Genomic DNA, 22,246 nt, shown 5'->3' with positions numbered 1-22,246 from the left:
TAAACCGCACGCTGGCCTGACCCGGCGTGCTGTGCTATACATATAGTATGTTGTAACTAATGTGGTGTGCTATGGCAACTTACGATCTTATCGAACGCTTAAACTCAACCTTTCGCCAGATGGAGCACGAGCTGGCGCAGTTAACCCCCGAACTCCAGGCCTGTCGCCTGCTGGCCGGGCGCGTCTTCTCCCTGCCGGACGTCGCCAAAGGCGCCGAACACGATCCGCTCAACGCCATTACGGTGAAGCAGCACCTCGGCCAGGAGGCGCTGACGATGGCGCTGCAACACTATCGTCACCTCTTTATCCAGCAGCAATCCGAGAATCGCAGCAGCAAGGCCGCCGTGCGCCTGCCGGGGGTGATCTGCCTGCAGAGCGACGCCGCGCACCGGGAACAAATCACCGCCCGCATTGCGACTATTAATGCCTTAAAGGCGGAATTTGAAAAAATCGTCACCGAGGAGTCAGGTCTGGCCCCCGCCGCCCGTTTTGAGTGGGTGCATCACCAACTGCCGGGTTTGATCACCCTCAACGCCTATCGCACGTTAACGGTGATTAACCATCCCGCCACCCTGCGCTTCGGCTGGGCCAATAAGCACATCATCAAAAATTTCACCCGGGATGAGGTGCTGGCGATGCTGGAGAAAAGCCTCAAGTCGCCGCGCGCCGTAGCGCCCTGGTCACGGGATCAGTGGGTGGAGCGGCTGGAGGCAGAATATACGGCCATTCACTCTCTGCCTGCAGAGGCGCGGCTGAAGATCAAGCGGCCGGTAAAAGTGCAGCCAATCGCCCGCGTCTGGTATGCCGGGCAGCAAAAGCAGGTGCAATACGCCTGCCCGACGCCGCTGATCGCCCTTTACGATGCCGATCAGGGGGCGGTGATACCCGATATTGGTGAGCTGCTCAATTACGATGCGGATAACGTTCAGCACCGTTATAAGCCGCAGGCACAGCCGCTGCGCTTGATTATCCCGCGGCTGCACCTCTACGTGGCGGAGTAACTATTTCAGGCTGCCGACCATCTCTTCCGGGCGGACCCAGCTGTCGAACTCGGCCTCGGTGAGATACCCCAGCGCCAGGGCGGAGGCTTTCAGGGTCAGCCCCTCCTTGTGCGCTTTTTTGGCGATTTCCGCCGCCTTGTCATAGCCGATATGGGTATTGAGCGCCGTCACCAGCATTAACGACTCGTTGAGCAGCTGGCTGATGCGCTCGCGATTCGGCTCAATGCCTACCGCGCAGTGCTCGTTAAAGCTCTCCATCCCGTCCGCCAGCAGACGCACCGACTGGAGGAAGTTATGGATCACCATCGGACGGTAGACGTTCAGCTCAAAGTTGCCCGAGGCCCCGCCCATGTTCACCGCCACGTCATTGCCCATCACCTGACAGCAGAGCATGGTCATGGCTTCGCACTGGGTCGGGTTGACTTTACCCGGCATGATGGAGCTGCCCGGCTCGTTCTCCGGGATGCTGATTTCGCCGATGCCGCAGCGCGGCCCGGAAGCCAGCCAGCGCACGTCGTTGGCGATTTTCATCAGCGAGGCCGCCAGCCCTTTCAGCGCCCCGTGGGCATGCACCAGCGCATCACAGGTCGCCAGCGCCTCGAACTTGTTCGGCGCGGTGACAAACGGCTGTCCGGTGATGTTTGCCAGCTCTTCCGCCACCCGCACCGCATATTCCGGATGGGTATTGAGGCCGGTACCCACTGCGGTGCCACCCAGCGCCAGCTCCGCCAGGTGCGGCAGGCTGTGTTCGATATGGCGCAGGTTGTGGTCAAGCATCGCCACCCAGCCGGAGATCTCCTGGCCCAGGGTCAGGGGCGTGGCGTCCTGCAGATGGGTACGACCAATTTTGACGATATCGGCAAAGGCCAGGGCTTTGTCATTGAGGGTCTGCTTCAGCACGTTCAGCTGCGGGATGAGCTGTTCGCGCAGGGCGATGAGCGCCGCCACATGCATCGCCGTCGGGAAGACATCGTTGGAGCTCTGGCTTTTGTTGACGTCGTCGTTGGGATGGATCTTGCGCTCCATGCCGCGCACCCCGCCGAGCAGTTCGCTGCCGCGGTTCGCCAGTACCTCGTTCATGTTCATGTTGCTCTGGGTACCGGAGCCGGTCTGCCAGATGGCGAGCGGGAATTCATCGGGATGTTTCCCCGCCAGCACTTCATCGGCGGCGGCGATAATGGCGTTAGCTTTCTCCCCGGAGAGCAGGCCTAAATCCTGGTTGACCTTCGCCGCGGCGCGTTTGGTCAGCGCCAGGGCCTGGATCAACGAGACCGGCATCTTTTCAGTGGAGATACGGAAATGTTCCAGTGAACGCTGGGTTTGTGCGCCCCAGAGTTTGTCCTCAGGAACGTCGATGGCACCCATCGAATCTTTCTCACTGCGTGAGGTGGTCATACTTTCTCCTTGATAACACTGAAGTGGATTGCTCACAGCTCAAAGAAACAAGTATTGATGAGATAAGAAAAAGGGTATGGCGCTTTGTGCGCTCTTTTTTGCCGGGCTTTGCCGGGTGGCGCTGCGCCACCCGGCAGGGTTTTCAAACTACTTCACACAGGCCGAACACTGGGAGGACTGGATCTGTTTGAAGAAGTCGTTGCCTTTGTCATCCACGAGGATAAACGCCGGGAAGTCTTCCACTTCGATTTTCCAGATCGCTTCCATACCCAGCTCCGGGTACTCCACGCACTCGAGGCTCTTGATGCTGCCCTGCGCCAGTACCGCGGCCGGGCCGCCGATGCTGCCGAGGTAGAAGCCGCCGTGCTTGTGGCAGGCGTCCGTCACCTGCTGGCTGCGGTTGCCCTTCGCCAGCATGATCATGCTGCCGCCGTTGGCCTGGAGCTGATCGACGTAGGAGTCCATACGCCCGGCAGTGGTTGGCCCTAAGGAGCCGGAGGCATAGCCGGTCGGGGTTTTTGCCGGGCCCGCATAGTAGATCGGGTGATCTTTAATGTACTGCGGCAGCCCTTCGCCATTATCCAGACGCTCTTTCAGCTTCGCGTGGGCGATATCGCGGCCCACGATAATGGTGCCGTTCAGCGACAGACGGGTGGAGACCGGGTATTGAGAAAGCTGGGCCAGGATCTCACTCATCGGACGGTTCAGGTCAACGCGTACCGCCTCGCCCTCGCCCGCTTTCCGCAGCGCTTCCGGAATGTACTTACCTGGGTTGTTTTCCAGTTTCTCAATCCAGATGCCGTCGCGGTTAATCTTAGCTTTAATGTTGCGGTCCGCCGAACAGGAGACGCCCATCCCCACCGGGCAGGATGCGCCGTGGCGCGGCAGACGGATCACGCGGATGTCGTGGGCGAAATATTTGCCGCCAAACTGGGCGCCAAGGCCGAGGTTCTGGGCTTCCACCAGCAGTTCCTGCTCAAGCTGAACGTCGCGGAACGCCTGGCCGTGCTCGTTACCTTCGGTCGGCAGATTGTCGTAGTACTTGGTCGAGGCCAGCTTGACGGTTTTGAGGGTGCTTTCCGCCGAGGTGCCACCGATCACAAAGGCAATGTGGTACGGCGGACAGGCCGCGGTGCCGAGAGTGCGCATCTTCTCCACCAGGTAGTTTTTCAGCTTGCCCGGCGTGAGCAGCGCTTTGGTCTCCTGATAGAGATACGTTTTGTTCGCTGAACCGCCGCCTTTGGCGATGCAGAGGAATTTGTATTCGTCGCCATCCACGCTGTAGAGGTCGATTTGCGCTGGCAGGTTGGTGCCGGTATTCACCTCTTTATACATATCCAGCGGGGCGTTTTGTGAATAGCGCAGGTTGTCTTCGATATAGGTGTTATACACGCCGTGCGCCAGGGCCGCTTCGTCGCCGCCACCAGTCCAGACACGCTGGCCTTTTTTACCCATGATGATGGCGGTGCCGGTGTCCTGACAGGTCGGCAGAATGCCTTTTGCCGCGATATCGGAGTTACGCAGGAACTGCAGGGCGACGTACTTGTCGTTCTCGCTGGCCTGCGGGTCGCTGAGGATATCGGCCACCTGCTGCTGATGTGCCGGGCGAAGCATGAACGAGGCATCGTGGAACGCCTGTTGCGCCAGTAAGGTCAGGGCCTGCGGGTCAACTTTCAGGATCTCCTGTCCTTCAAATTCAGAGACAGAAACGTGGTCGCGGGTTAACAGGTAATATTCGGTCTGATCCTTGGCCAGCGGGAAAGGATCCTGGTAATGGAAGGGTTTATTCGACATTGATCTCTCACTTACTGCTTCGGTCTGTTTATTTAGAGCAGATGTTCCGCTGCCCTGCTTAAAAGCGAGTCAGCCTATCCTACACAATTTTTTAACAAAAACTGAGACTAGTACGACTTTTTCCGCGCGCAGGTTACATCCGCCCGGTTTATTGCTTTAATACGGGCAGATAATTCCACATATGAAACAGGGCTTGATAATGCAAAAACTCATCAACTCAGTGCAGCACTACGCCTGGGGAAGTAAAACTGCGTTAACGGATCTCTACGGTATCGCCAACCCGGACAATCTGCCGATGGCAGAGTTGTGGATGGGGGCACACCCGAAGAGCAGCTCAAAAATTACCGATGCCCAGGGCGAACGTTCCCTGCGTGACGTTATCGAGGGTGATAAAGCCACGCTGTTGGGCAGCGCCGTCGCCGAACGCTTTGGCGAACTCCCTTTCCTCTTCAAGGTACTTTGCGCCGATCAGCCGCTCTCCATTCAGGTTCACCCGAACAAGCAGGCCTCCGAAGCGGGTTTTGCGAAAGAGAACGCGGCAGGCATTCCGCTGGACGCCGCCGAGCGTAACTATAAAGATCCGAACCACAAACCGGAACTGGTCTTTGCCCTGACGCCGTTCCTGGCGATGAACGCCTTCCGCGAGTTCTCCGAGATCGTTTCGCTGCTGCAGCCGGTTGCCGGGGCGCACAGCGCCATTGCCCACTTCCTCGAACAACCGGATGCCGATCGCCTGAGCCACCTCTTCGCCAGCCTGCTGAATATGCAGGGGGACGAAAAATCCCGTGCGCTGGCGGTACTTAAAGCGGCCCTGAACAGCCAGCAGGGTGAGCCGTGGGAGACCATCCGCGTCATTTCAGAATTTTACCCGGACGACAGCGGCCTCTTCTCCCCGCTGCTGCTGAACGTGGTGAAACTGGAGCCGGGCGAAGCGATGTTCCTGTTTGCCGAAACGCCGCATGCCTACCTGCAAGGGGTGGCGCTGGAGGTAATGGCTAACTCCGATAACGTACTTCGTGCGGGACTGACGCCGAAATACATCGACATCCCTGAACTGGTGGCCAACGTCAAATTCGTCGCGAAACCGGCGGCTGAACTGCTCACCCAGCCGGTGAAAAACGGCGCAGAGCTGGACTTCCCCATCCCGGTGGAGGATTTTGCGTTTTCCCTGCACGATCTCAGCAGCGAAGAGACCCGTATTGCCCAGCAGAGCGCGGCTATTCTCTTCTGCGTTGAGGGTGAAGCGGTACTGAGCAAGGGCGAGGAGCGCCTGGTGCTGAAGCCTGGTGAGTCGGCCTTTATTGCCGCGAATGATTCCCCGGTTAGCGTCAGCGGCGTCGGGCGTCTGGCGCGGGTATTCAACAAGCTCCAGTGACTTGCTGAATTTTTTAACAATTTTTGCTAAGCTATTGCTAACCTTATGACCTCACCGGGCGGTTTTCACCGCTCGGTTTCATTTTATGGATAATCACGATGAAAAAATCGGTTATAGCTGCAGGCGTTATTGTTGCATTAGGGCTGGTCTGGACGGGCGCGGCCTGGTACACCGGGAAACAGCTGGAGAGCCGTCTGGGCGAGATGGTGGCCCAGGCGAACAGTGAACTTAAGCGTACCGCGCCGGAAGCCGGGCTGGAGCTGAGCTATCAGAATTATCAGCGCGGCGTGTTTAGCAGCCATCTGCAGATGGTCGTTAAGCCGGTAGCAGGAACCACTAATCCGTGGCTGCAACCGGGACAAAGCCTGGTGCTGAACGAAGATGTCGATCACGGTCCGTTCCCGCTGGCCCAGCTGAAATCCTTCAACCTCATCCCCTCTATGGCCTCGGTCAAATCGACCCTGGTCAATAACGAAGCCTCCAAGCCGCTGTTCGATCTGGCGAAGAATGAGTCACCTGTTGAGGTCAATACGCGCATCAGCTATGCCGGTGATACCCGTTCCGATATCGCCCTGAAAGCCCTGAATTACGAGAATGGCGACGAGCAGGTAGCGTTCAGCGGCGGTAACTTCCAGCTTGATGCCGATCGCGACGGCAAAAACGTCTCGCTCAAAGGTGAAGCGGCAAGCGGCCGGGTCAACGCAGTGAACGAGTACGATCAGAAAGTCCAGCTGACCTTCAATAACCTGAACATTGATGGCAACAGCCGTCTGACCAGTTTTGACGAGCGCATCGGCGATCAGAAACTGACCCTCGAAAAAATGGCTATCGCCATTGAAGGCAAAGAGATGGCAGTGCTGGAAGGCACAGATCTGAAAGCCACCGCGGATCTCTCCAAAGATGGCAAGAGCATCAACAGTCAGCTGGATTACAACCTGAAGAGCCTGAAAGTGCAGAATCAGGATCTGGGTACCGGCAAGCTGACCCTGAAGATCGGCAATATTGACGGTCAGGCATGGCACCAGTTCAGCCAGCAGTATCGCGCCCAGAGCCAGGCCCTGCTGGCGGATAAAGAGCTGATGACCAACAATCCGGCGCTCTATCAGCAGAAAGCGGCGGAAGCCTTCTTCGGTAATCTGCCGATCCTGCTCAAAGGCGAGCCGGTGGTCACTATCGCGCCGCTGAGCTGGAAAAACAGCAAAGGCGAAACCAACTTCAACCTGTCGTTGTTCATGAAGGATCCCGCCACCGCCACCGGTGAAGCGCAGACCCTGGCGCAGGAAGTGGATCGCAGCGTGAAATCGCTGGAGAGCAAGCTGACCATCCCGATGGACATGGCGACCGAGTTCATGACCCAGATTGCGAAGCTGGAAGGGTATAACGAAGATGACGCCGGCAAGCTGGCCAGCCAGCAGGTGAAAGGCCTGGCGGCGATGGGACAGATGTTCCGCATCACCACCGTGGAAGATAACGTGATCGGCACCAGCCTGCAGTACAGCAATGGTCAGGTGACCCTGAATGGCCAGAAGATGCCGCTGGAGGAGTTCGTCGGCATGTTTGGCGTACCGGCGCTGAACCTGGCGGTACCGGATGAACCTGCGGCTCCGCCAGCACCGGCTGCTCCGCCAGCGCCTGCGGTTCCTCAGCAGTAAACAGCAAAACCCCTCTGCGGAGGGGTTTTTTATTGCCAGTCATCCTTTCCAGCCGGTCAGGAAATCCATCAGCAGGGCGTTCACTTTCTCCGGTTGCTCTTCCTGGGGCAGATGCCCGCACTCTTCAATACCATACGCCCTCAGATCGTCCGCCATTTCCGCCCAGACGCTCTGCATATCGAACAGCTTGCCGACAGCGTGAAAATCATTGCCCCACAGCGACATCACCGGGCAGGCAATTTTGATCTCCGCGTCCGCCAGATCTTGCGCCACATCCTCTGCATTGGCGCGATAATCGGCCATCGCCCCCCGCACGGCACCGGGTGCCTGATAGGCCCGGACGTAGGTATCAAACGCCTCGCCGCTGATGGTAGAAGGATCGTAAGTCCAGTCCGAGAAGAAGTGGCGTAGCCAGATATGCTCCCGTCCGGCAATCAGGGCTTCCGGCAGATCGGGCACCAGGTGGAACAGAAAGAACCAGTACGCCCGGGCAATAGAGGCGTTCAAATCCCGCGCCACAATACGCGTCGGGACATTATCCATCACCACCAGACGATCCACCCGTTCCGGATAATCTTTCGCAAAGCGGGTGGCGACACGCGCGCCGCGGTCGTGCCCCACCAGCACCACTTTCTTCAGGCCCAGGGCATTCATCAGTTCCAGGATATCCCGCGCCATAGTGCGTTTATCGTAGCCGGAGGCCGGCTTATCCGTTTCTCCATACCCGCGCAAGTCCGGAGCAATCACCCGGTAGTGCTTCGACAGAACCGGAATTTGATAGCGCCAGGCATAGTTCGTTTCCGGAAAGCCATGGAGCAGGATCACCGGCGCCCCTTCCCCCTCTTCAACCACAAACTGACGGATACCATTCGCTGTTACGGTGTAACTTTTCATTGCGATCGCCTCGTCTTATTTCAGCAATGGCACGTCGGCCGCACGTTGATACGGGCCGTAAATCGCCGGGTTCCAGTTGTAACCCTGAGCGTTGGCGGTAATGTGCCCGATGCCCGGGAACGCCAGGTGCGCTGCCGCCAGCCATTCGCCCTCTTTTGCCAGGGCGTTGAACTCTTGCCCACGTGATGAGGTGGCTTTTTTCGCATCCACGTCAAAGCGAATCGACACTTCCGGGTGCGGGAACTGCACCGCAGGGGCGTGGATCAGGTCGCCGATAAAGTTGATGCCTTTCCCCTCAGAGGCAAAACGATAGACCGTGCTGCCGGGCGTATGGCCGGGAGCGTAGGCCGTCTGGACTTCAGGGATCGGCGAGGCGGGCGGCACGAAGGTTTTCAGGCGTCCCGCCGCTTTATAGGAGGCCAGAGCGTGTTGGGCGATAGCGAAATACTCTTTTGCATTGGCGGGGGCGCTGGCCTCTTTCGCCGGATCCAGCCAGTAGTCAGCTTCCGCCTGCGGCACGTAAACCGTGGCATTAGGGAATAGCGCCTTACCCGCGGCATCGCTCAGGCCGCAGACGTGGTCCAGGTGGAGGTGGGTCAGGAAGAGGGTATCAACCTGCTCAGGACGATACCCGGAGGCTTGCATGTTGGGAATTAATTGCCCTGCGGTTTGCGGCACGCAGTGGCCCGCGCCGCTGTCTATCATCACCAGATGTTTTCCGGTATTCACCAGAAAGGCGTTAAAGGAGGTGGGCATGCGCTCGGCATCAATCTTATGCTGCGCCAGCAGGTCGCGAATTTTGTCGGCCGAGAGCCCTTTTAACAGCGACGGCGAGAGATCGTTGTAGCCATCAAAAAGCGCCGTCACCTCATATTGCCCCACCGCCAGGCGATAGTAACCCGGCACCTGCTGTTTAATCTGCGCGGGTGCGTCAGCCCAAACGGATCCTGCCAAAAACAGGCCGCTGAGCGCTAAAACCGTTGTCCTCTTTTTCATCTTCACTCCGAATTCACTCTTTATCAGGATGTGGAGTGACTATGGCGCTATAACGCTAATTAGTGTAGATATGTAATTTGATAGGCCAGTATAACGAGAATCGAGATAATGAAACTGGAAGATGTGGAAGTATTCGTGGAAGCCATCAAAGCGGGAAGTCTCGCGGGTGCCGCGCGTCGGCTCTCTATGAGCGCCATGGCGGCGTCGCGATGCCTGAATAATCTGGAAGCGGAGCTGGGGGTCCGGCTGGTACACCGCACCACGCGCTCCCTTTCACCCACCAGCGACGGCACCATCTTTTTACCCCATGCCCAGGCGCTGCTGGAAGATAAGACCAACGCCCTGGCCGACCTCTTTCCTGATGGCGCCTCCCTTTCCGGGCGGCTTCGCATCACCGCCTCGGCGGCGTTTGGCCGTAAAATCATCGCCCCGATGCTGCCCGACTTTATGCGCCAGCATCCCGCCCTGCAGGTCGATTTACTCGCCACCGATGAGCAGGTTGATATTGTCGGCAGAGGAATAGACGTGGCGTTACGTATCGCCCCGCTGCGGGACAACCGTCTGGTGGCGCATCGCCTCTGTGATAACCCCCGAGACCTCTGCGCCAGCGCAGCGTATCTGACGGAGCATGGCTATCCAAAAACGCTCAGCGATCTTGCGGCGCACAGCTGCTTAACCACCTCTGATACCACCCACTGGACGTTCGAGCAGGGGGGACAGCGAAGCAAACAGAAAGTATCGGGGCGGTTTTCGGCGAATTCTATCGAGGCGATCTTTGAGGCCTGCCTGGGCGGCATGGGCATTGCCAACCTGTCCCGCTGGTACCTTGAGCCCGCCTTTGCACAAGGCCTGGTGGAGCGGATCGCGCTGGAGGATGCCAGGCCGGAAGCGCTGGCTGTCTGGGCCGTTTACCCGACGTCGCGGTTGATTCCGGTTAAGGTGCGCAAGTTTGTCGAGGCTCTGGAGGCGCGGCTGGAACGTAACCCGCTCACGCCGCATGGATAATGTTATTTCACCGTCACCAGGCGGGCCGACACAATCTGATGCCCCGCCTGCACGTGGGCTTTATCGATCCGCTGCATAATTCTCTCGGCCAGGGTATAGCCCATTTCCCGCGCCGGGGTGGTGGCCCAGACAATCGGCAGATCGTCCAGCGCGTTCTCTGACACATCCGCAAAGGCGCCCAGCGCCACCTGATGACCAAAGAAGGTTTCAACCCCACCTTCCCCGCTCTGGCGCCCGGCACGGATTAAGCCGAACCAGGCGCCCATGGCGATAACGTCGTTATAGCAAATCACGGCGCTGATGGTGGGGCTGGCGCGCAGCAAGCTACCGATCGCCTCCGCCGCCTGCTTGTGGCGGGATTCACACTCCACCACCCACTCGCTGTGGAACGGCAGGCCATATTTGATCAGCGTCGCGCAGTAGCCACCCACCCGTTCGGCGCGCGTCAGGGAGGAGCTTTTACCGCCCAGCCAGGCAATTCGCTGATGGCCGCGGCGAATAAGATGTTCGGTCAGCATTTGTGCTGCCTGCATGTTGTCCGGGCGCAGGGTATCCGCTTCGTCGAGATAGCTGGCGCGGGAGGCAAACACCAGCGGAACCCCTTTGGCTGCCGCCCGCTCGCACAGCTCATTGCTTACCCCGGAGGCCCCGGCAACGATCACCCCATCCACCCCCTGCGTCAGCAGCATATCGAGGCGCTGGAGCAGCTGATCCGCTTCCCGGCCGCCATGGAGTAAAAAGACCATCCTCCCCTGGGCTTCCAGCGCCTCCGTCAGGCCCGCCGTCAGTTCGGCATAGAACGGCGACGTCAGGTCGCGGACGATCAGGCCAATCACCCCGCTTTGCCCACCCCTCAGCGCCGATGCCTGGCGGTTGCGAACGAACCCCAGTTGCTCCACCGCCTCGTTGACGCGCTGGCCCGTCGCTGGGGAGATGCGCCCTTTCCCGCTCAGAACCAGTGAAACCGTGCTCACAGAGACACCCGCCGCCAGCGCAACGTCGTTGATAGTAATTTTTTTCGCTACAGCCATGTGTGGGGTGTCTCCCTGATAATGAGATCGGTAAAACGTTTTATCAATACGTTATCTTTATACCCTCTGCCAAAGCCTGAGAATGTGATTTAGCGCGCACTAAACTTTGATAAAACGTTTTATCTTCTCGCAGCACTGAGGCAGGTAAATCTATTTTAACAATAAAGGAGTCGTTTTATGACGGCGAAAGCAGCACAAAAAATCTCGCTGTGGGAGTTTTTCCAGCAACTGGGTAAAACTTTTATGCTGCCCGTGGCACTGCTCTCCTTCTGTGGGATCATGCTGGGCATCGGCAGCTCGCTCAGCAGTAACGATGTCATTACCCTGATCCCTTTTCTGGGCAACCCGGTCTTGCAGGCAATTTTTATCTGGATGAGTAAGGTCGGCTCCTTCGCCTTTAGCTTCCTGCCAGTGATGTTCTGTATCGCCATTCCGCTGGGCCTGGCCCGCGAAAACAAAGGCGTGGCGGCATTTGCCGGGTTTGTGGGGTACGCGGTAATGAACCTGGCGGTCAACTTCTGGCTGACTGCGAAGGGGATCCTGCCCACTACCGACGCGGCGGTGCTCAAAGCCAATAACATCCAGAGCGTACTGGGGATCCAGTCGATCGACACCGGGATCCTCGGCGCGGTGATCGCAGGGGTGATCATCTGGCTGCTGCATGAGCGTTTTCACAATATCCGCCTGCCGGATGCGCTGGCCTTCTTCGGCGGTACGCGCTTTGTGCCGATTATTACCACCGTCGCCATGGGCCTGTTTGGCCTGGTGATCCCGCTGGTGTGGCCGATTTTCGCCCTGGGTATTACCGGTATCGGGCATATCATCAACAGCGCGGGCGATTTTGGCCCGATGATTTTCGGCACCGGTGAGCGTCTGCTGCTGCCTTTCGGCTTACAACATATCCTGGTGGCGCTGATCCGCTTCACCGAAGCCGGTGGCACCATGGAGGTCTGCGGCCACTCGGTAAGCGGCGCACTGACCATCTTCCAGGCGCAGTTAAGCTGCCCGACCACCCACGGCTTCTCGGAGAGTGCCACCCGCTTCCTCTCCCAGGGGAAAATGCCAGCCTTCCTCGGCGGCCTGCCGGGTGCGGCGCTGGCGATGTACCACTGCGCCCGTCCGGAAAACCGTCATAAGATTAAGGGCCTGTTGATCTCCGGCGTTATCGCCTGCGTGGTCGGCGGTACCACTGAACCGATCGAGTTCCTGTTCCTGTTCGTGGCACCGGTACTGTACCTTATTCACGCCGTGCTGACCGGCCTGGGCTTTACCACCATGGCGGTGCTGGGTGTCACCATCGGTAATACCGACGGCAACGTGATTGACTTTGTGGTGTTCGGCATTCTGCACGGCCTGTCGACCAAGTGGTATCTGGTTCCGGTGGTGGCCGCGATCTGGTTTGCGGTTTACTACGGCATCTTCCGCTTCGCCATCACCCGCTTCAACCTGAAAACGCCGGGTCGCGATATTGAGAGCGCGGCGAGCGTGGAGCAGGCAGTGGCGGGCGTAACTGGCAAATCCGGCTACAATACGCCGGCGATCCTCGCGGCGCTGGGCGGTGCGGATAACATCACCTCTCTGGACAACTGCATTACCCGTCTGCGCCTGTCGGTGGCAGATATGTCCAAAGTGGACACCAACGCCCTGAAGGCCAATCGCGCCATCGGCGTGGTTCAGCTCAACCAGCACAATTTGCAGGTGGTCATCGGCCCGCAGGTGCAGTCGGTGAAAGATGAGCTGGCGACCCTGATGCGAACAGTAGAAGCCTGATGCCCCAGCCCCCTCCCCAGGAGGGGGTTCTCTTTTAAGGAGACGTTATGTTTGATTTTTCTGCCGTCGTGGATCGTCACGGCACCTGGTGTACCCAATGGGACTATGTTGCCGACCGCTTCGGCGCCGCCGATCTGCTGCCGTTTACTATCTCGGACATGGATTTTGCCACTGCCCCCTGCATCATCGAGGCTCTGCAAGCTCGCATCAGCCACGGAGTGTTTGGCTACAGCCGCTGGAAAAACGACGAGTTCCTTGGGGCGGTAGGGCACTGGTTCCGGCAGCGCTTCAACAGCTCCATCGATACCAGCGCCATCGTCTATGGCCCCTCGGTGATCTATATGGTGTCGGAGCTGATTCGCCAGTGGTCCAACGCAGGCGACGGGGTGGTGATCCACACCCCGGCCTACGACGCGTTTTACAATGCCATTGCGGGCAATAACCGTCAGGTGGTGCCTGTTGGCCTGCATAAGACGGCGGCGGGCTGGCAGTGCGATATGGCCGAACTGGAAGCGGTATTGGCACAGCCGCAGAACAAGATCCTGCTGCTCTGTAGCCCGCACAACCCGACGGGCAAGGTCTGGACCCGGGACGAGTTAGCGACCATGGCTGAACTTTCTGCGCGTCACGGCGTGGCGCTGGTAAGCGATGAAATTCATATGGATATGGTCTGGGGCAACCATCAGCATATCCCCTGGTGCGAAGTGGCGCAGGGAAAATGGGCGCTTCTGACCTCCGGCTCCAAGAGCTTTAATATTCCTGCTCTTACCGGCGCATACGGTTTGATCGGTGATGAAGCCAGCCGTATGGATTATTTGCAGGCGCTAAAGGGGCGCGATGGCCTCTCTTCGCCCTCGGTGCTGGCGCTGGTGGCGCATATTGCCGCCTACCAACAGGGTGAAGCCTGGCTGGATGCGCTGCGCAGTTATCTGGAGGCCAACCTGCACTATGTAGCCGACAGGCTCAATGGTGCCTTTCCGGCGTTGAACTGGCAACCGCCAGAGGCGACCTATCTGGCGTGGATCGATCTACGACCGCTAAATATCGACGACCGGAAGCTGCAAAAGGTGCTGATTGAGCAGGAAAAAGTGGCGATTATGCCGGGATATACCTATGGCGAAGAGGGTAACGGCTTTATCCGCCTCAATGCCGGTTGCCCGTGCAGTAAACTGGAGCAAGGGGTGGAACGACTTATTGCCGGGATTCACGCCCTGCGGTAATAGCGTTGCGCAATGGATATTTACCTTGCGCAAATAGCTTTTTGCCCCGTTTTATTTTTATAATACGTCGCACTTTACCTAATAAAGAGTGCGACCATGATTGATACCACCCTCCCGCTAACTGACGTTCATCGCCACCTTGATGGCAACATCCGTGCCCAGACCATTCTGGATCTTGGTCGCCAGTATAATTTGGCTCTGCCCGCACAAAACCTTGAGTCGCTGATCCCGCATGTGCAGGTAACAGAAAACGAACCGGATCTGGTGAGCTTTTTAAGCAAACTCGACTGGGGGGTAAAAGTCCTCGCCTCGCTGGAAGCCTGCCGTCGCGTTGCCTTCGAGAATATTGAGGACGCCGCGCGCAACGGTCTGCATTACGTTGAGCTGCGTTTCTCGCCGGGCTATATGGCCATGTCCCACAACCTGCCGGTTGACGGTGTGGTAGAGGCGGTGATCGCTGGCGTTCGCGAAGGCTGTAAAGCCTTTGATGTTGAAGCCCGCCTGATTGGGATCATGAGCCGTACCTTTGGCGAAGCCGCCTGCCTTCAGGAACTCGAAGCCCTGCTGGCTCACCGGGAACATATCACTGCGGTCGATCTGGCGGGCGACGAGCTGGGCTTCCCGGGCAGTCTGTTCCTCTCCCACTTCAATCGCGCCCGCGACGCAGGCTGGCACATCACCGTCCATGCCGGTGAAGCAGCAGGCCCGGAGAGCATCTGGCAGGCGATCCGCGAGCTGGGCGCCGAGCGTATTGGTCATGGGGTGAAGGCGGTGGAAGACCGCGCCCTGATGGACTTCCTGGCGGCGCAACGCATCGGAATCGAATCCTGTCTGACCTCCAATATTCAGACCAGCACCGTGGCGACGCTGGCGCACCACCCGCTGAAAACTTTCCTCGAGCATGGCGTGATAGCGTCGCTGAATACTGACGATCCGGCGGTTCAGGGAGTCGATATTATTCACGAATACACGGTGGCCGCCCCGCAGGCCGGACTGAGCCGCGAGCAGATTCGCCAGGCGCAGATCAATGGTCTGGAGATGGCATTCTTAACATCTGCCGAGAAGCAGGCGCTGCGCGACAAGGCCGCACGCGGGTAAGAAAAAGCCCGGCATTGCCGGGCTTTGTTTTCAGGCCAGACAGAGGGTCGCGCGATGTTTCGCGGACTCGATACCCAGCTCAATCAGTTCCATAATCTGAATCGCCTGGCTTGCCGGGACCGGGTTTTCACCCTGGCCGTTCAGCGCATCGCGAATACCGGCATAATAGGCCGGGTAGTTGCCCGGCAGCGTCAGCCAGGTCTCTTCCACACGCTCTTCCCCTTCCACGCGGGTCAGCACGCCGTCACGCATGTCATAGCCCCAGTCTTCCTGCGGCAGGCGCTCCCCGTTTTTCAGACGTTCTTCCTGCGGATCGAGACCGAACTTCACATAGCTGCCGCGGGAGCCATGCACGATGTAACGTGCAGATTCCGCCGCCGCCATCATCGTGCCATGCAGTACCACGCGACGCTGCGGATAGCTCAACACCGCATGGAAGTAGTCCGTGGCCTGCGCGCCAGGGCGCAGCTGGGCCAGATCGACGTTCAGGCTCACCGGCAGACCAAACAGGTTAACGGCCTGGTCAAGCAGATGCGGGGCCAGATCGTACCAGATGCCGCTGCCCGGACCCGCCAGCTCACGCCAGCGATTACGCACCTGCGGACGGAAGCGGTCGAAATGTGATTCGAAGAATGCCACTTCCCCCAGAGAGCCGTCGGCAATGAGGGCTTTAACGGTGAGGAAGTCGCTGTCCCAGCGGCGGTTGTGGAAGACGGAGAGCAGTTTACCCAGGCTTTTTGCCAGCGCGTCCAGTTCGCGAGCCTGTGACAGTGTCACGGTAAAGGGTTTATCCACCACCACATGCTTGCCCGCTTCAAGGGCCGCTTTCGCCAGCGGGAAATGGGTGTCGTTTGGTGTCGGGATAACAATCAGGTCGATATTGGGATCGTTAAACAGATGCTTCGGCTCAGAAACCACCGGCACGGTTGGCCAGTCGGCATGAACTTTCGTCGCATCGCTGCTGGAAATGGCTGCCAGCGCCATCCCCGGGGTGCCATCAATCAGCGGGGCATGAAATGTTTTACTCGCATAACCATAACCTATTAATCCAACACGGATTTTGTCGCTCATGAAATCGCCTCTCATCTTTTGACCTGCATATTTCACACTATCTCTTCTCCCGTCACAATAGATTAATCTGGCGTACCTTGCCCTATAGCAACAGAAGCAATCAGTAATTTCTGATTAACATTTATAACTCGCTGAATACAATCGCAAAACATCCTTGTAAAGCGCTTGCCCGAAGGCATATCGCACTGTAAAATTCTGGATCTGTATTTATGGATAAAACATCACCAAGAATCATGACGACAATAATTAATCGAATTATCGAGTTAGCGGGATGGATCGTGCTGGGCGTGTCGGTGATACTGCTCGCCGTTGCCAGTCATATTGATAACTACCAGCCACCCGAGCCGGTGAATACACTCAATCAAGCCAAGCCTCATACGCTCACCAAAAATAGTGACATATGATGTCAGTTGCTTATTGCCAGCCGTCATGAACAGCGTTAACCTTCTTCGCCAGGCGTCGGCCGACGCCTGATTTCATCAATCAAGAAAACTCTTATTTTTGCTGGTGCGCTTTGGCAAACCGTTTACGTCTTATTTGAACCGTTTATTATTCGACCGAATTACTCCTTTGGCATTACTCACTCTTATATGGAAAATTATTAAAATGACAGTTCAGGACTATTTATTAAAATTTCGCAAAATTAATTCCCTTGAAAGTCTGGAAAAGCTCTTTGACCATCTGAACTACACCCTGAGTGACAACCAGGACATTATCAGCATGTACCGCGCCGCTGACCATCGCCGCGCTGAGCTGGTTTCTGGCGGACGCCTGTTCAACATCGGCGAAGTGCCTAAGTCGGTGTGGCGTTACGTGCTCTAAAAGGGTACTCATTGCCCGGAAATGTTATATACTCTCGCCCCTGCTAATTTGCAGTTCGCGCTTTTCGCTGACTATCGGGAGAGAACATGACCACAACGGCTGGAGAAAAAATTGGCGGCTGGTTACTTGCTCCGCTCGCCTGGCTGCTGGTTGCATTATTAAGTGCGTCGCTGGCACTGGTACTTTATTCCACTGCATTAATTACGCCGCACGCGCTTAAAACGCTGGGCGCGCAAAATACCTCTGCTATCGTCATGTGGTTTATTTCTTTCGCCTTTGCGATTGCCATGTGGTACTACACGCTGTGGCTGACCATCGCGTTTTTTAAACGCCGCCGGAGCGTGCCTAAGCACTATATTATCTGGCTGCTGGTCTCTGTCTTGCTGGCCGTGAAAGCCTTCGCCTTTTCGCCGGTTTCCGATGCGCTGGCAGTGCGTCAACTCCTCTTCCCACTGCTGGTGACCGCGCTGTTCGTGCCGTACTTTAAGCGCTCGGCCCGCGTAAAGAACACCTTTGTGAACCCGTAATAACCTTACAGTTAACCTGTTGTCGCCTGCGCCGGTTTATCCGATAATAGGCGGCTTTTTTATGTCAGGCTGAATAATGACCGATTACTTACTGCTCTTTGTCGGCACGGTGCTGGTAAACAACTTCGTTCTCGTGAAGTTCCTTGGCCTGTGCCCATTTATGGGCGTATCCAAAAAGCTCGAAACGGCAATGGGGATGGGGTTGGCCACCACCTTCGTGTTGACCCTCGCCTCGATCTGCGCCTGGTGGGTAGATACCTGGATTTTAATCCCCCTTGGCCTGACCTATCTGCGCACGCTGGCCTTTATTCTGGTTATCGCTGTGGTGGTGCAGTTCACCGAAATGGTGGTGCGTAAAACCAGCCCGGCGTTATACCGCCTGCTCGGCATCTTCCTGCCGCTGATCACCACCAACTGTGCGGTGCTCGGCGTGGCGCTGCTCAACATTAACCTTGGGCACAATTTCCTGCAGTCGGCGCTGTACGGTTTTTCCGCCGCGGTCGGCTTTTCGCTGGTGATGGTGCTGTTTGCAGCGATCCGCGAACGCCTGGTCGCGGCTGATATCCCGGCACCGTTTCGCGGTAACGCCATCGCGCTGGTTACCGCCGGTCTTATGTCTCTGGCCTTTATGGGCTTTAGTGGTCTGGTGAAGTTGTAATGAATGCAATCTGGATTGCCATTGCTGCCCTCAGTGTTCTGGGGCTGCTGTTTGGCATCATTCTCGGTTACGCCTCACGCCGCTTCGCGGTGGAGGATGACCCGATTGTCGAAAAAATTGATGAGCTACTGCCGCAAAGCCAGTGCGGGCAGTGCGGCTACCCTGGCTGTCGCCCCTACGCAGAGGCGGTGGGCAGCGGCGGCGAAAAAATTAACCGCTGTGCGCCTGGCGGCGAAGCGGTGATGCTGAAGATTGCCGAACTGCTGAACGTCGACCCCCAGCCGGTCGACGGTGATGAAAGCGCGCAGGAGCCGGTGCGCATGCTGGCGGTGATCGATGAGCCTAACTGCATCGGCTGCACCAAATGTATTCAGGCCTGCCCGGTAGATGCCATTGTGGGCGCCACGCGCGCCATGCATACCGTGATGGAAGACCTGTGTACCGGCTGTAACCTCTGTGTCGCCCCCTGCCCGACCCAGTGCATTGAGTTACGCCCGGTAGCCACCACGACCGATAGCTGGAAATGGGATCTTCAGACCATTCCGGTGCGCATTATTCCTGTGGAACAACATGCTTAAGTTATTTTCTGCCTTCAGAAAAGAGAAGATCTGGGATTTCGATGGCGGTATTCATCCGCCAGAGATGAAAACCCAGTCCAGCGGTACGCCGCTGCGCCAGATCCCGCTGGCCAACCGTTTTGTTATCCCCCTGAAGCAGCACATCGGTGCTGAGGGTGAGCTGTGCGTTAAACCTGGCGACAGCGTGTTACGCGGCCAGCCGCTGACCTTTGGACGCGGACGTATGCTGCCTGTGCACGCCCCTACCTCCGGCACCGTGGTGGCGATTGCGCCCCATACCGTTGCCCACCCTTCCGCCCTCTCTGAGCTGTGCGTCATCATCGACGCCGATGGCGAAGATCGCTGGATTGAGCGCGACGGCTGGAGCGACTACCGCAACCACAGCCGCGAGGCGCTGATCGAGCGCATTCATCAGTCTGGCGTCGCCGGTCTGGGCGGCGCGGGCTTCCCAACCGGTAACAAACTGCAGGGCGGCGGCGACAAGATCAAAACCCTGATTATCAACGCCGCCGAGTGCGAGCCGTACATCACCGCGGACGATCGTCTGATGCAGGACTGCGCCGCGCAGATCGTCGAGGGCATTCGTATTCTCGCGCACATTCTGCAGCCGCAGGAGGTGCTGATCGGCATTGAAGATAACAAACCGCAGGCCATCTCCATGCTGCGTGCGGTGCTGGCGGGCAGCCATGATATCAGCCTGCGCGTTATTCCCACCAAGTACCCCTCCGGTGGCGCCAAGCAGCTGACCCAGATCTTAACCGGCAAACAGGTCCCGCACGGCGGTCGTTCGTCTGACATTGGCGTCCTGATGCAGAACGTCGGCACCGCCTATGCCGTTAAACGTGCCGTTGTTGACGGGGAGCCGCTTACCGAGCGCGTCGTTACCCTTACCGGGGAATCGGTTAGCCGTCCCGGTAACGTCTGGGCGCGTCTGGGCACGCCGGTTCGTCATCTGCTGGATCAGGCCGGGTTCTGCCCGAGCGCCGAGCAAATGGTAATTATGGGCGGGCCGCTGATGGGCTTTACCCTGCCCTGGCTGGATGTCCCGGTGGTAAAAATCACCAACTGCCTGCTGGCGCCGTCCGTCAGCGAGATGGGCGAAACGCAGGAAGAGAAAGGCTGCATTCGCTGCAGCGCCTGTGCCGATGCCTGCCCGGCGGATCTGCTGCCTCAGCAGCTCTACTGGTACAGCAAAGGGCAGATCCACGATAAAGCGAAATCCCACAACCTGGCCGACTGCATTGAGTGTGGCGCCTGCGCCTGGGTCTGCCCGAGCAATATTCCGCTGGTGCAATATTTCCGCGTCGAGAAAGCCGAAATTTACGCGATCGCCCAGGAAGAGAAACGCGCAGCCGAAGCCAAAGCACGGTTTGAAGCGCGCCAGCAGCGCCTTGAACGCGAGAAAGCCGCCCGAGAAGCGCGCCATAAGAAAGCGGCAGTTCAGCCTGCGGCAAAAGACCAGGATGCCATTAATGCTGCCCTGGCGCGTGTGCGCGAGAAGAAAGCCACCGCGACAGAAGATGTGGTGATCCCGGCGGGTCAGCGCCCGGATAACAGCGAGATGATTGCCGCCCGCGAAGCGCGCAAAGCAGAGGCCCGCGCCCGTCAGGCGGAAAAAGCGCAGGCTGCCGCCGCATCAACAGAAACCGATCCGCGTAAAGCGGCGGTCGAGGCCGCCATCGCCCGCGCAAAAGCCCGCAAAGCGGCGCCACCGGAAGAGACTCAGGCCGAGCCAGCGCCGGTGGATCCGCGTAAAGCGGCGGTCGAGGCCGCCATCGCCCGCGCAAAAGCCCGCAAAGCGGCGCCACCGGAAGAGACTCAGGCCGAGCCTGCTCCGGTGGATCCGCGTAAAGCCGCGGTCGAAGCGGCCATCGCCCGGGCGAAAGCCCGCAAAGCGGCGCCACTGGAAGAGAACCAGAGCGAGCCAGCGCCAGTCGATCCGCGTAAAGCGGCGGTCGAAGCGGCCATCGCCCGGGCGAAAGCCCGCAAAGCGGCGCAGCCGGACGATATTCAGGTTGAACAGGCTCAGGTCGACCCGCGTAAAGCGGCCGTCGAAGCGGCGATTGCCCGGGCCAAAGCCCGTAAAGCCGCGCCGCCGGAAGCAAAACAGGAAGAACCCGTACCCGTCGACCCGCGTAAAGCCGCGGTCGAAGCCGCCATTGCCCGGGCAAAAGCGCGCAAGGCGGCGCAACAGGAAGAAGAGCCGGCAGCCAATGACGATCCACGCAAAGCGGCAGTGGCTGCCGCCATCGCGCGGGTACAGGCGAAGAGAGCCGCACAGCAGGCAGTTAACGAGGATTAAATGGTTTTCAGAATCGCAAGCTCCCCTTATACCCATAACCAGCGCCAGACATCGCGCATTATGATGCTGGTCTGCCTGGCCGCACTGCCGGGCATTGCCGTACAGCTCTGGTTCTTCGGCTGGGGTACGTTGCTGCAGATCATCCTTGGCTGTGTGAGCGCGCTGGCGGCCGAAGCGCTGGTACTCAAACTGCGAAAAATCGCGGTGGGCAAAATTCTGGCGGACAATTCCGCCCTGCTCACCGGCCTGCTGCTGGCCATCAGTATTCCGCCGTTCGCTCCGTGGTGGACGGTGGTGCTCGGCACCGTTTTCGCGGTGATCATCGCCAAGCAGCTCTATGGCGGCCTCGGGCATAACCCGTTTAACCCGGCGATGATTGGCTATGTGGTGCTGCTGATCTCCTTCCCGGTGCAGATGACCAGCTGGCTGCCGCCGCATGAGATTGCCGCGACGGTGCCAGGCTTTATGGATGCCGTGCAGGTGATCTTCTCCGGCCATACCGCCAGCGGCGCGGATATGAACACCCTGCGTCTGGGGGTGGATGGCATCAGCCAGGCGACGCCGCTCGATACCTTCAAAACCTCTCTGCATGCGGGTCACAGCGTAGAGCAGATCCTCCAGTCGCCCATTTACAGCGGCGTGCTGGCAGGCGCGGGCTGGCAGTGGGTTAACCTGGCGTACCTGGCCGGTGGCCTGTTCCTGCTGTGGCAGAAAGCGATCCGCTGGCATATCCCGGTGAGCTTCCTGGTAACGCTTGCGGTCTGTTCCGGGCTGGGCTGGTTCTTCTCGCCGGCGTCGCTGGCGTCGCCGCAGATCCATCTGCTCTCCGGCGCGACCATGCTGGGTGCCTTCTTTATTCTGACCGACCCGGTAACGGCCTCTACCACCAACCGTGGGCGCCTGATTTTTGGCGCGCTGGCCGGTTTGCTGGTGTGGCTGATCCGCAGCTTTGGCGGTTACCCGGACGGCGTGGCCTTTGCCGTGCTGCTGGCGAACATCACCGTTCCGCTCATCGACTACTACACGCGTCCGCGCGTGTACGGCCATCGCTAAGGAT

General features: G+C 58.4%; 20 protein-coding genes. 14 read left to right on the top strand and 6 right to left on the bottom strand.

Features of this window, described 5'->3' with window-relative positions; all coding sequences use genetic code 11:
• The first annotated feature begins 71 nt into the window (after positions 1 to 71).
• Positions 72 to 1,001, top strand: coding sequence for a DNA replication terminus site-binding protein (gene tus / locus GNG29_RS10130; RefSeq protein ID WP_156654402.1), 930 nt, complete (start codon positions 72 to 74; stop codon positions 999 to 1,001).
• On the opposite strand, the gene fumC is transcribed toward tus, so the two are convergent.
• Together fumC and fumA are read right to left on the bottom strand one after the other, a co-directional pair.
• Positions 1,002 to 2,396 carry a class II fumarate hydratase gene (fumC, locus tag GNG29_RS10125; protein ID WP_156654401.1) on the bottom strand — a complete coding sequence of 465 codons (1,395 nt, stop codon included), beginning with the start codon at positions 2,394 to 2,396 and terminating at the stop codon, positions 1,002 to 1,004.
• A 147-nt stretch (positions 2,397 to 2,543) separates the two neighbouring features.
• A complete protein-coding gene (fumA, locus tag GNG29_RS10120) occupies positions 2,544 to 4,190 on the bottom strand; it encodes a class I fumarate hydratase FumA (protein WP_103179401.1) in 1,647 nt (548 codons plus the stop codon).
• A 199-nt stretch (positions 4,191 to 4,389) separates the two neighbouring features.
• Here fumA and manA point away from each other — a divergent pair, with 199 nt between their 5' ends.
• Together manA and GNG29_RS10110 are read left to right on the top strand one after the other, a co-directional pair.
• Positions 4,390 to 5,565, top strand: a complete 1,176-nt coding sequence (gene manA, locus GNG29_RS10115; RefSeq protein ID WP_156654400.1) for a mannose-6-phosphate isomerase — start codon at positions 4,390 to 4,392, stop codon at positions 5,563 to 5,565.
• Positions 5,566 to 5,663: 98 nt separating this feature from the next.
• Positions 5,664 to 7,217 carry a YdgA family protein gene (locus GNG29_RS10110; RefSeq protein ID WP_156654399.1) on the top strand — a complete coding sequence of 518 codons (1,554 nt, stop codon included), beginning with the start codon at positions 5,664 to 5,666 and terminating at the stop codon, positions 7,215 to 7,217.
• A gap of 39 nt (positions 7,218 to 7,256) precedes the next feature.
• On the opposite strand, the gene GNG29_RS10105 is transcribed toward GNG29_RS10110, so the two are convergent.
• Together GNG29_RS10105 and GNG29_RS10100 are read right to left on the bottom strand one after the other, a co-directional pair.
• Complete coding sequence (locus GNG29_RS10105) at positions 7,257 to 8,111, bottom strand: alpha/beta fold hydrolase (RefSeq protein WP_156654398.1); 855 nt, start codon at positions 8,109 to 8,111, stop codon at positions 7,257 to 7,259.
• Between the two features lie 15 nt (positions 8,112 to 8,126).
• On the bottom strand, positions 8,127 to 9,065 hold the full coding sequence (locus GNG29_RS10100) for an MBL fold metallo-hydrolase (protein ID WP_231736615.1): 939 nt from the start codon (positions 9,063 to 9,065) through the stop codon (positions 8,127 to 8,129).
• Positions 9,066 to 9,215: 150 nt separating this feature from the next.
• Between GNG29_RS10100 and GNG29_RS10095 the strand changes: the two genes are divergently transcribed.
• Positions 9,216 to 10,112 (top strand): LysR family transcriptional regulator, encoded by an 897-nt coding sequence (locus GNG29_RS10095; protein WP_156654397.1) that lies wholly within the window; start codon positions 9,216 to 9,218, stop codon positions 10,110 to 10,112.
• A gap of 2 nt (positions 10,113 to 10,114) precedes the next feature.
• Here the strand turns inward: GNG29_RS10095 and GNG29_RS10090 are convergent, their stop codons facing one another.
• On the bottom strand, positions 10,115 to 11,143 hold the full coding sequence (locus tag GNG29_RS10090; protein WP_156654396.1) for a Mal regulon transcriptional regulator MalI: 1,029 nt from the start codon (positions 11,141 to 11,143) through the stop codon (positions 10,115 to 10,117).
• 177 nt (positions 11,144 to 11,320) lie between these two features.
• Between GNG29_RS10090 and malX the strand changes: the two genes are divergently transcribed.
• The 3 genes from malX (at position 11,321) to add (ending at position 15,231) form a co-directional block, all read left to right on the top strand.
• Positions 11,321 to 12,913, top strand: coding sequence for a maltose/glucose-specific PTS transporter subunit IIBC (gene malX, locus GNG29_RS10085; RefSeq protein WP_103179394.1), 1,593 nt, complete (start codon positions 11,321 to 11,323; stop codon positions 12,911 to 12,913).
• A gap of 47 nt (positions 12,914 to 12,960) precedes the next feature.
• Positions 12,961 to 14,133: a MalY/PatB family protein gene (locus tag GNG29_RS10080; RefSeq protein ID WP_156654395.1), complete on the top strand. Its 1,173-nt coding sequence runs from the start codon at positions 12,961 to 12,963 to the stop codon at positions 14,131 to 14,133.
• Between the two features lie 96 nt (positions 14,134 to 14,229).
• Positions 14,230 to 15,231: an adenosine deaminase gene (add, locus tag GNG29_RS10075; protein WP_156654394.1), complete on the top strand. Its 1,002-nt coding sequence runs from the start codon at positions 14,230 to 14,232 to the stop codon at positions 15,229 to 15,231.
• A gap of 30 nt (positions 15,232 to 15,261) precedes the next feature.
• Here add and GNG29_RS10070 read toward each other — a convergent pair whose 3' ends face one another.
• Entirely contained in the window at positions 15,262 to 16,302 is a 1,041-nt protein-coding gene (locus tag GNG29_RS10070; RefSeq protein WP_156654393.1) for an oxidoreductase, read from the bottom strand.
• 233 nt (positions 16,303 to 16,535) lie between these two features.
• Here GNG29_RS10070 and blr point away from each other — a divergent pair, with 233 nt between their 5' ends.
• From blr to rsxD, 7 genes are all read left to right on the top strand, one after another.
• Entirely contained in the window at positions 16,536 to 16,706 is a 171-nt protein-coding gene (blr, locus tag GNG29_RS10065; protein WP_168192053.1) for a division septum protein Blr, read from the top strand.
• 202 nt (positions 16,707 to 16,908) lie between these two features.
• Entirely contained in the window at positions 16,909 to 17,124 is a 216-nt protein-coding gene (ydgT, locus tag GNG29_RS10060; protein WP_103179389.1) for a transcription modulator YdgT, read from the top strand.
• An 86-nt stretch (positions 17,125 to 17,210) separates the two neighbouring features.
• Positions 17,211 to 17,651 (top strand): DUF2569 domain-containing protein, encoded by a 441-nt coding sequence (locus tag GNG29_RS10055; RefSeq protein ID WP_103179388.1) that lies wholly within the window; start codon positions 17,211 to 17,213, stop codon positions 17,649 to 17,651.
• A 76-nt stretch (positions 17,652 to 17,727) separates the two neighbouring features.
• Entirely contained in the window at positions 17,728 to 18,309 is a 582-nt protein-coding gene (gene rsxA / locus GNG29_RS10050) for an electron transport complex subunit RsxA (RefSeq protein WP_039029166.1), read from the top strand.
• Positions 18,309 to 18,887: an electron transport complex subunit RsxB gene (gene rsxB, locus GNG29_RS10045; RefSeq protein ID WP_103179387.1), complete on the top strand. Its 579-nt coding sequence runs from the start codon at positions 18,309 to 18,311 to the stop codon at positions 18,885 to 18,887. Before rsxA ends, rsxB begins: the two co-directional genes overlap by 1 nt.
• The gene (gene rsxC, locus GNG29_RS10040) at positions 18,880 to 21,189 is read left to right on the top strand and encodes an electron transport complex subunit RsxC (RefSeq protein ID WP_156654392.1); all 2,310 of its coding nucleotides are present in this window, start codon (positions 18,880 to 18,882) and stop codon (positions 21,187 to 21,189) included. Before rsxB ends, rsxC begins: the two co-directional genes overlap by 8 nt.
• Positions 21,190 to 22,242, top strand: a complete 1,053-nt coding sequence (rsxD, locus tag GNG29_RS10035; RefSeq protein ID WP_156654391.1) for an electron transport complex subunit RsxD — start codon at positions 21,190 to 21,192, stop codon at positions 22,240 to 22,242.
• The last annotated feature ends 4 nt before the right edge of the window (positions 22,243 to 22,246 follow it).

Source organism: Leclercia sp. Colony189, from assembly GCF_009740165.1.
In the GTDB taxonomy this organism is placed as follows: Bacteria; Pseudomonadota; Gammaproteobacteria; order Enterobacterales; family Enterobacteriaceae; genus Enterobacter.
Note: the sequence above shows the minus strand (reverse complement) of the source record. Positions and strands in the feature narration are given on the sequence as shown.